The organism is Actinoplanes sp. NPDC048791 (genome assembly GCF_040650095.1).
Taxonomy (GTDB): domain Bacteria; phylum Actinomycetota; class Actinomycetes; order Mycobacteriales; family Micromonosporaceae; genus Actinoplanes.
The window spans coordinates 1-4031 of the sequence record NZ_JBEZGQ010000787.1 but is presented as its reverse complement, the minus strand read 5'-3'; the positions used below and the strand labels follow the sequence as shown (position 1 = coordinate 4031).

General features: G+C 72.6%; 6 protein-coding genes. 4 read left to right on the top strand and 2 right to left on the bottom strand.

Going from position 1 to position 4031, the window contains the following annotated elements; all coding sequences use genetic code 11:
• Positions 1-415: nucleotide excision repair endonuclease (locus tag AB0C29_RS37015; RefSeq protein WP_360830555.1), on the bottom strand; the 415-nt coding region annotated here is incomplete at its 3' end.
• Between the two features lie 42 nt (positions 416-457).
• Here AB0C29_RS37015 and AB0C29_RS37010 point away from each other — a divergent pair.
• Genes AB0C29_RS37010 through AB0C29_RS36995 form a run of 4 tightly spaced genes read left to right on the top strand, consistent with a single transcriptional unit; the run spans position 458 to position 2796 of the window.
• Positions 458-1267, top strand: a complete 810-nt coding sequence (locus AB0C29_RS37010) for an alpha/beta hydrolase (protein WP_360830552.1) — start codon at positions 458-460, stop codon at positions 1265-1267.
• Positions 1260-1910, top strand: coding sequence for a 4'-phosphopantetheinyl transferase superfamily protein (locus tag AB0C29_RS37005; RefSeq protein ID WP_360830549.1), 651 nt, complete (start codon positions 1260-1262; stop codon positions 1908-1910). The genes AB0C29_RS37010 and AB0C29_RS37005 overlap by 8 nt, the downstream gene beginning before the upstream one ends.
• Complete coding sequence (locus AB0C29_RS37000) at positions 1907-2230, top strand: nuclear transport factor 2 family protein (protein WP_360830546.1); 324 nt, start codon at positions 1907-1909, stop codon at positions 2228-2230. The genes AB0C29_RS37005 and AB0C29_RS37000 overlap by 4 nt, the downstream gene beginning before the upstream one ends.
• Before the next feature lie 47 nt (positions 2231-2277).
• Entirely contained in the window at positions 2278-2796 is a 519-nt protein-coding gene (locus AB0C29_RS36995; RefSeq protein ID WP_360830543.1) for a hypothetical protein, read from the top strand.
• A gap of 136 nt (positions 2797-2932) precedes the next feature.
• Here AB0C29_RS36995 and AB0C29_RS36990 read toward each other — a convergent pair.
• On the bottom strand, positions 2933-4031 hold a 1099-nt coding region (locus AB0C29_RS36990), incomplete at its 5' end, for a VWA domain-containing protein (protein ID WP_360830540.1).

The window sequence follows — 4031 nt, the reverse complement described above, 5'->3', positions numbered from 1 at the left end:
CGCGCGTGCCGCCGAGATACGGCCCGAAGATCCGCACCCCCGCGACCGGCGGCCCGGCCTCGTGGGTGAGGCGCAGGCCGGCCGTCGCGGGCCGGGCATCAAGCCGCAGGTACGCCGGGACTTCCTCGCCGCCGGCCGTCCTGTTCCACCGGGGCAGCGACTCCTCCAGCAGGTTGCGTTCGAGCCAGGCCGCCTCGTGCACCGACTCGCAGGCCACCGCCTCGATCCTGGTCACCGCCGGGACCATCCGGCGCAGGTGCCGGCGGTCGCGCAGGTCGCCGCCGTAGGACCCGACGCGGGCCCGCAGCTCGGTGGCCCGGCCGACGTACAGCACGCGCCCGCGGGCGTCGCGGAACCGGTAGACGCCCGGGTCGCGAGGCAGCCCGGCCGCCAGCCGGCGGATCGCGGAGGTCATCGCGTCAGTATCCGCCCCGCCGGCTCGGCTAGCCTTCCGCACATGCCCGCGATCGGTGTCGGTGACATCACCCTCCACTACGAGGAGTCGGGCCGGGGTGCGCCGGTCCTGCTCATCCCCGGCTCGGCGGCCCGCGGCCGCACCTGGGCGCTGCACCAGGTGCCGGCCCTGACCGCCGCCGGCTACCGGACGATCACCCTGGACAACCGCGGGGTCGGCCGCAGCGGCCCGGCGACGCCTGGCCTGACGGTCGAGCAGCTGGTGGCCGACGCGATCGCGGTGATCGAACGCGTCGCCGGCGGGCCGTGCCGGCTGATCGGCACCTCGATGGGCGCCTACGTGGTGCAGGAACTGCTGCTGGTGCGGCCGGAACTGGTCACCCAGGCGGTGCTGATGGCGAGCCGGGCCCGGCCGGACGTGGTGTCGCGGGCCATGACGGCCGCTGATCTGGCGATGACCGCTTCGGGGGTCACCCTGCCGCCCGAGTACGACGCGGTGAACCGGGCGCTGCAGAACCTGTCGCCGCGCACCCTCGAAGATCCGGAGAGCGCACAGGACTGGCTGGACATCATGGAGGTGTCCCCGACCGACTGGGCCGACCCGGGCTTGCGCGCGCACCTCGGCGTGACCGTGGACCTCGACCGGCGGCCGGCGTACCAGGGGATCCGGGTGCCGACCCTGGTGCTGTCGTTCGCCGATGACCTGATCGCGCCCGCGGCCCGGGGCCGCGAGCTGGCCGACGCGATCCCGCAGGCCCGGTACGCGCGCATCGCGGACGCGGGCCACTACGGCTACCTGGAGCAGCCGGCGGCGGTCAACGACGCGATCCTGGGGTTCTTCGCCGGTGCTTGACCGCATTCTGCCGCCGACCGTGCGGACGGCTCACACCCGCTCGGACCCGCCCGCGTCCCTGTTCCCGGCCGAGGCCGCGCTGGTGGCGAACGCCGTGGCGAAGCGGAAGCAGGAATTCACGACGGTACGCACCTGCGCCCGGCTGGCGCTGGCCGAGCTCGGAGTGCCGCCGGCCCCGATCCTGCCGGGCGTCCGCGGTGCGCCGGTCTGGCCGGACGGCATCGTGGGCAGCATGACGCACTGCGCCGGCTACCGGGCGGCCGCGGTGGCGCGTACGTCGGAGGCCGGCGGCATCGGCATCGACGCGGAGGAGCACGGGCCGCTGCCGGACGGGGTGCTGGAGCTGGTGGCGTCGCCGGACGAGCGGGCGCACCTGGCCGGGCTGGCGTCGGCGCGGCCGGAGGTGTGCTGGGAGCGGCTGCTGTTCAGCGCGAAGGAGTCGGTGTACAAGGTGTGGTCGCCGCGGACGGGGGAGTGGCTGGGCTTCGAGGAGGCCGCGGTGAGCTTCGACCCGGAAGCGGCGACGTTCACCGCGCGGGTGCTCGTGCCGGGGCCGTTTTCGGTCCTGACCGGCCGGTATCTGGTCGAGGACGGGCTGGTGCTGACCGCGATAGCCCTGCCGCCGTTATCGTCGCTGACATGAGTGTGTTGCTGCCCGTGCCCGTTCAGGCCGTCTTCGACGCGACCAACGCGGGCGACACCGAAGCGTTCCTCGCGGCGTTCGCAGCCGATGGCGTGGTCGACGACTGGGGCCGGGAATTCCACGGCCACGAGGCGATCCGGCGGTGGAGCGACGGCGAGAACATCGGCGTGCACGCGACCTTCGACGTCACGGAGGTGGCGGTCAAGGACGGCGCGTACGTGGTGACGGCGATGGTGGGTGGTGGCGGCTTCAACGGGCCGAGCCACTTCACTTTTCAGGTCGCGGGTGAGCACGTGACCCGGATGACGATCAGCGCCTGATGCCTCGCCTGCCTCGCTTCCTGGCCGCCGGCCTGCTGTTGTTCGCGGTGACGCTGGTGCTGAGTGCGCTGCTGGCGCCGGGGCCGCGCGGGCTGATCGCGGCGGGGGTGTTCGTGCCGCTCTGGTATTTCATCGCGGTGCTGAACGCGTGGCTCGGCGTGGTGTCGGAGGGTTATCCGGTGCGGGCGGAGATCGTGGTGTTCGGGCTGGTCTTCGGGGTGCCGGCGGTTGTTGCTGTGGTTGTCGGATCGCTGTACTCGCCGGAGGTGGGCGGGGCACGGATCTGGTTCTTGTGGGCTGCCGGGGTGGGGTTGTGGGCTGCGGTGTGGCTGCTGATCTCTCTGCTGGCGGGTGGGCCGGACGCTGCGGGGTTGGTGGTGCTGGTCTTCGGTCCTTTGTGGCTGGTCGTGTGTGTGGTGAATCTGGTCGTGGGGGTGCGGTCGGCCGGCTACAGCGTGGCTGAAGAGCTGCCGATCCTGCTCGCGAACGCCGCGCTGCCGTTGGCGGTGGCTGTTGTTGCTTGGCGAGCCGTCGCTCGTCGCCGTCCCGCAGCCACCGCTTCCTGACCGCCTCCTCGCGCCGCCTGCCAGTCGGCCCCGTCTTCCCTGCGCCGCTTTCCCGGCCGGCCCCGCCTTCCCTGCCCCGCCTTCCCTGCGCCGCACTGAAAGCCTTGCCGGGACTTGGTTCTGCGCTCTGTCCCGCTCAGCGGTCGGCGAAGCGTTGGGCGAATGCCATCAGGTCCCGCCTCTCGATCGCCGCCGCCATCAGGTCCGGAAACGCGTCCGGTGTGCACGCGAACGCCGGCACGCCCAGCGCCGCCAACGCCGCCGCGTTCTCGTGGTCGTAGGCCGGCGCCCCCTCGTCCGACAGTGCCAGCAGCACGACCACCTGCACCCCCGCGGTTTTCATCTCCGCCACCCGGCGCAGCATCTGCTCCCGGACCCCGCCTTCGTACAGGTCGCTGATCAGCACGAAGATGCTCTCCCGGGGCCGGGTGATGAGCTGCTGGCTGTAGCCGATGGCCCGGTTGATGTCGGTGCCGCCGCCGAGCTGCGTGCCGAACAGCACCTCGACCGGATCACTCAGCTCCTCGGTCAGGTCGACCACCGCCGTGTCGAAGACCACCAGCGACGTGCGCAACGACCGCATCGAGGCCAGCACCGCCGCGAACACCCCGGAGAACACCACCGAGGCGGCCATCGAGCCGGACTGGTCGACGCAGAGCACCACGTCCCGCTGGATCGCGGTGGCGCGGCGGCCGTACCCGATCAGCCGTTCCGGGATGATCGTGCCCGGCCCCGGCTGGTAGTGCTTGAGGTTCGCCCGGATGGTCCGGTCCCAGTCGATGTCGGCGTGCCGCGGCCGGTTGATCCGCGCGGCCCGGTTCAGCGCGCCGCTGACCGCCGCCCGGGTCTGCTGGGCGACCCGCTTCTCCAGCTCGGTGACCACCTTGCGCACCACCTGCCGGGCCGCGTCCTTGGTGCGCTCCGGCATCACCCTGTTGAGTGAGAGCAGCGTGCCGACCAGGTGCACGTCCGGCTCGACCGCGGCCAGCATCTCCGGCTCCAGCAGCAGCCGGGTCAGGTCGAGCCGCTCGATCGCGTCGGCCTGCATCACCTGCACGACGGTGCTGGGGAAGTACTCGCGGATGTCGCCGAGCCACCGGGCCACCTTCGGCGCCGAACTGCCCAGCCCGGCCGAGCGGGCCGTGCGGTTGCCCTCGCCGTCACCGCCGCCGTCGTACAGGGAGGGGGCGCCGCGATGAGCACCGGCTTCGACGTGATCGTGCTGGGGGCCGGCG